General features: G+C 43.6%; 4 protein-coding genes and 1 pseudogene. 2 read left to right on the top strand and 3 right to left on the bottom strand.

Translation table 11 applies throughout. From position 1 onward, the window contains the following. Positions 1–442: 442 nt before the first annotated feature. The 3 genes from gatC to ACLFWI_RS26840 all read right to left on the bottom strand — a co-directional run bounded on the left by gatC (position 443) and on the right by ACLFWI_RS26840 (position 2,608). Complete coding sequence (gatC, locus tag ACLFWI_RS26850) at positions 443–736, bottom strand: Asp-tRNA(Asn)/Glu-tRNA(Gln) amidotransferase subunit GatC (protein WP_446415463.1); 294 nt, start codon at positions 734–736, stop codon at positions 443–445. An 86-nt stretch (positions 737–822) separates the two neighbouring features. After that, complete coding sequence (locus ACLFWI_RS26845; RefSeq protein ID WP_446389157.1) at positions 823–1,344, bottom strand: photosystem I assembly protein Ycf3; 522 nt, start codon at positions 1,342–1,344, stop codon at positions 823–825. A gap of 427 nt (positions 1,345–1,771) precedes the next feature. Further along, entirely contained in the window at positions 1,772–2,608 is an 837-nt protein-coding gene (locus ACLFWI_RS26840; RefSeq protein WP_446415462.1) for a pentapeptide repeat-containing protein, read from the bottom strand. 746 nt (positions 2,609–3,354) lie between these two features. Between ACLFWI_RS26840 and ACLFWI_RS26835 the strand changes: the two genes are divergently transcribed. Next, positions 3,355–3,993, top strand: coding sequence for a type I restriction endonuclease subunit R (locus ACLFWI_RS26835; protein ID WP_446415461.1), 639 nt, complete (start codon positions 3,355–3,357; stop codon positions 3,991–3,993). An 85-nt stretch (positions 3,994–4,078) separates the two neighbouring features. Beyond that, positions 4,079–4,639, top strand: a pseudogene (locus ACLFWI_RS26830) (DUF2887 domain-containing protein); the annotation flags it as partial. Positions 4,640–4,873 lie beyond the last annotated feature (234 nt).

Genomic DNA, 4,873 nt, shown 5'->3' with positions numbered 1-4,873 from the left:
GTAAGGTTCCTTCGTCCATTGTCCATTCACCAGCATTCCGGTTGCCATATTTTCTGCCTATCCCAATATATTTGTTGATTAATTATCCCAAGTTTTGGTTTTTCAATTCTCTATTTCATCATTTGATCAATATTCTTTAAAAAACTTTATATTTATTAATCCATGGGGACACCAAATTGTCTTTTGACCCAAGGGCGGTTTTTTGTTGATAAGTTATTAGTAAGCTGTTCGGCATTTAAACCTTAATGTCAACAATGGCGAAGTCTTTGTAGTGCGAGCCAGCCAGCTCGCTACTAATATCCAATTTAAATGCATGACAGCTTAAGCAAATTACCTGAGTGGCTAAACCCGCCCCTACGATAGGTTGGCATTTATCCTCCTTCGTCCTTGGTGATGCTCAAAACAATCGGCAAATTACCAAAGACGAAGGGCAAATTCAGCGTTACTCTTCCGTACTGAGAATTTGCGGCACTTTAAAAAAGTCCCCATCTTGGTCAGGAGCTTCTGCCAATAAAGCATCCCGATCCGGATACCGTTGGAGTTGGTCAGATCGAGTCACATTACTAACATCAATTGCTCTGGTCGTTGGCGGAACATTTTCCGTATCCAACTCACTAAGCTGTTGAAAGTATTCCAAAATACTATTAAGCTGCGGCAAAAATTGCTCTTCTTCTTCAGGAGTCAACTCCAAACGAGCCAGATTAGCTACTTTGCGAACTTGTTCAAGGTCAATCATGATTGATTGTTGATTGTTGATTGTTGATTGTTGATTGTTGATTGTTGATTTTTTCTTAGTCAGTGATGAATGACAAATGACGATCACTAAAAATAGATATCAATGGCTGAACGTCCACTGGTTTTCAGCCAGTTTTGCGCTTCTAAGTAGTTATTGGGAGCCAGACGAATCGCTCGTTTCCAATAGTCGGCGGCTTGATCAAACAACTTTTCTGCGGCTTCATCATTTCCCGCTTCCTTCTCCTTCTCCGCTTGGAAATGGTAAATGACAGCAATATTATTCAGCGCTTGGGGGAGACGGGGATTAGAGTCGAGAGCTTTCTGGTAGTACTCTAATGCTGTCTCATGCTCACCGTTGCTAGTGTAAATCAACCCCATATTGTACAGAATCAGGCTGCGGTCATAGGAATCTTCTTCTAACTCCAATGCTTGCTTGTAATTATCCAAAGCTTCAGCATATTCGCCATCTCCCTGAGCCGACATACCATCTCGGTAATAGACGAACGCTTCTTTGGCTCTCTTGTTAGTTGGCAAAACCTTAAGAATTAGATCTGCCATTACCGTGAAGGTTTTGTCAACAAAGTTATCGTTACGCTGTGTTCGTGGCATAGTTGCTTCCCAATTATCCCGGTTGTCAATTATCGTAGCGTGTCTGGGATGCACTCGATCAGATATTGGGGATTGGATAAATTTTGACCCTCAAGGAAATGGCGCCTGTGTAGGGGCGGGTTTCACTATTATCGTTTCTGACATCACCCAGATGCAACTAAACCCGCCCTGACTGAGTTTCGGGTTAATTCTCCCTACTGGCGTGACACAGCTTAATTGTGACTTTATAAAAATGCTACAACCTTTACCTGACAAGGCTTTACGCGAATTTCCTATTCCACCATTGAATCGGGCGCACGTCGGTGTGGTAAAAGGGCGCACGTCGGTGCGCCCCTACGGTTTCCGGGCGTAAAGTTAATTCATTAGATTAGGTTGGCTACGCCGCTACTTTACCTAGCACCAGGAGCCCCCTCGCCCCCCATCTCCCCTATCTATGAATCGTCCCATCAGGCAAAATTGTCCCTTGGAGACTAGCACCCTCTACGGTAAAATCATCTAAAACTGCCCCTGTCAGGTTAGCTTTGTTCAGATGAGTGCCTGCCAATCTAGCACCTTTGAGATTAGCAGCTTGGAGATTTGCGCCTGTAAGATTCGCCCATCTCAAATCTGTTCCGTCTAAATCGGCAGCGCCCAGATTTGCCCCAAACAGATAAGCACCACCCAAATGAGCCTGACTCAGATTAGCCTTTTCCAAGTCAGCTTGGTAGAGGTAAGCACCAATCAATTCGGCTTCATGGAGATTAGCATCAGCCAGATTAGCTCGGTTAAGATGGGCGTTCATTAGGCTGGCTTCACTGAGGTTGCTGCGTCTCAAATTAGCTTCATTAAGCATTGCACCTTTTAGGTTTGCCTCTCTAAAGTCAGTACCAATCAGATTAGCATGACTTAGATTAACGTTCATCAGCTTAGCGCCTCTGAGATCAGCCCCGATTAAGTTAGCATGGCTTAAATCAGCATAGCTGAGTTCCGCTTGCATCAGATGAGCGCTGACTAAGGAAGCTTCGATGAGATTGGCGTCAATCATACAAGCCAGACTCAGATAAGCAAGGCTTAGGTTTGCTTTTGTCAGATTTGCCGTGATTAGATTAGCCGATTCTAACTGCGCCCCTTTCAGGTTAACCTGCTTCAGGTTAGCGCCTCTGAGGTTAGCGCCTTCGAGGTTAGCCTCGCTCAAATCAGGTTCTATGGTGTGATGTTGATTTCTCCATTTAATCCAGCTAACTGCACCTTGTTGAAGTAATTTCAGATGCTCTAAATTTGCCATTCGCGTCTCCCGCTTTACCGTTCACTTATGTCTCCCCCTCATCCCCTAACCCCTTCTCCCATGAAACAAAAGCTCCCGCATCCTTTGGTCTCCCCCATGGAAAAAAAAGCTCCCGCATCCTTTGGTCTCCCCCTTTTTAAGGGGGACGGAAGGGGGATCTAAAAAGGGGGAAAGAGGGGGGTAGGGGGGAAAGAGGGGCTGGGGGTGAGGGCTGTAGCTTAAGTTGACACGGATGCAAGCCTTGCGCCCCTACATTTGGATGTATTTGACACTCCCCGCCCTATAAGTGCGGGGATTCTTCTTTCATAGATTCAACTTGCTGTCAACCAAGGGTGTTGGGTTGAACCTTGTGTGCTTTCCCTGACATGCCCCCCTACGTTTAGGTGTATGTCATGACTTAGGAACTGCTCTATCCTGAATTTTTGGACATTCACCTATTGTTCAATGAAAATGGGCAGATGGCAAGGTGGCGGATACTGTTTCAGCTCGACAACGCGGGTAATATGGTTAGGAAACCCCCTTTTGCAATGGCGATTGAAATCGCTGCTACACAAACAAAGTCCGCCTACGCGGACTAAACTATAATGGGGTGGAAAACCCTGATTTAGTAGTAGTAATTATTAAAAAAATAGGAAAATTATGAGGTAAAAATTCGGCGCTGTTTTCAGTTAAACAAAATCCATTTATTTTAATCCATTATAAAAATTGACAATTTTGCCAAATAGAATTTGAAGGGTTTAATTAAGATGACTCAATCTCTAGCCATTTCTCAAGCGATTACTAATATGGCTCAACTTCAGGAGCGGTTTACACTGATACCCGCCGATAGTGATCTCTTTTTTCCGGAGTGGCATGATAATTTACCAGAGTTAACCGAAACAGAACGGGCATTTCTGGATAAGATTAAACGCCGATTTAAGCGTCATCGAATGCAGGGGGAGTTGGCGGAAGCAACAGTCAATATGCTGATTGTTGCTCACCTGCTGGAGTTAGCCGGGTTGTATGATGAACCGTTTTTAATCACGAATGAGTATTCCGTAGAAGTGGTGCTTGAGGATCGAGATGAAAAGCTACGGGGTCGAATTGATACATTAGTGTTTCAACGGCAGTTTTGGAGTGCGGTAGTGGAATCAAAGAAGTCGATTTCCTTTGAAGCGGGAATTCCCCAAGCACTGGCTTATATGATGACAACTCCTCAGAGTGATAAACCGCTTTATGGGATGATTACGGATGGAGGATTGTATATGTTTATTAAGCTGGTGAACCAAGACCCAGCCATTTATGATTTTTCCGATGTATTCTCCCTGTTGTTATTGCGACAGAATAAGCTTTATGATGTGTTAAAGGTGTTAAAGCGATTGGCAAGAGTGCTGCAAGAGAGTTAAACCACTCTCTTGAGGGAAATCAGGTAAAAGTGATTTGAGCAAAAAATATTGGTTCTTCCGGACTTAGTGTGCTCGCTCATTAGGGGTAGAAGTTGTTAAACTTGTAATTGAGCCGGAAGAGACAGCCGGACAATTGGCAAGACAGTTAATCGAAAAAGCACGGCAACAGCTAACAGATGAAGCCATCCAGCGAAATTTAATTAACTTGATTGAGACAATCATTGTATACAAGTTACCACAAAAGAGCCGCAAGGAGATTGCTGCCATGTTGAATTTAAGTGACTTAAAGCAAACCAGAGTTTATCAGGAAATTCTAGAGGAGTTTAAATTAGAAACCATACCGCGAATGCTCAAGTTTGGGTTTAGTGAAGACGCGATCGCGCAGGTGTTAGATTTGCCACTAGAAGTTGTTCAGCAAACAGCACAGTCACAAGGAATTCAACCTATGTCATCTGACGAACGTAACGTAGCTGCATTTATCGAACTGTTAACCAATCGGAGAACTCTCTTTACCCCGGAAGAACTTACAGAACTCGATCAGTTAATCGCCACCTTGCCTGATGATAAAGTAATGGTCAAATCGGTGTATCTTCCAATCAGGATAACTCAAGATATCTGGAATTATTACAACCTGAAAATACACTAAATTTTTCTGCTATCCCTGAAGGGAGTACACTTCAAGTTCGAGGCGAAGTCTATCCTCTACAAATTCATGATACCTATGCTGTTGATATTACCACAATCTAAAACACAGAATCAATAAATCCCTCAGATTTGGTGCTGCTAACTGGATTTAACAATTAGCCAATGTATCCGTAGTACCTCGGTAAGGGCGCAAGGATGGTGCCCCTACCCCAATGTGTAATTCTCTAAGGATTTC

The sequence above is a fragment of the Coleofasciculus sp. genome (genome assembly GCF_046539235.1).
Classification (GTDB): Bacteria; Cyanobacteriota; Cyanobacteriia; order Cyanobacteriales; family Coleofasciculaceae; genus Coleofasciculus.
This window is presented reverse-complemented; position numbering and strand designations above follow the sequence as displayed.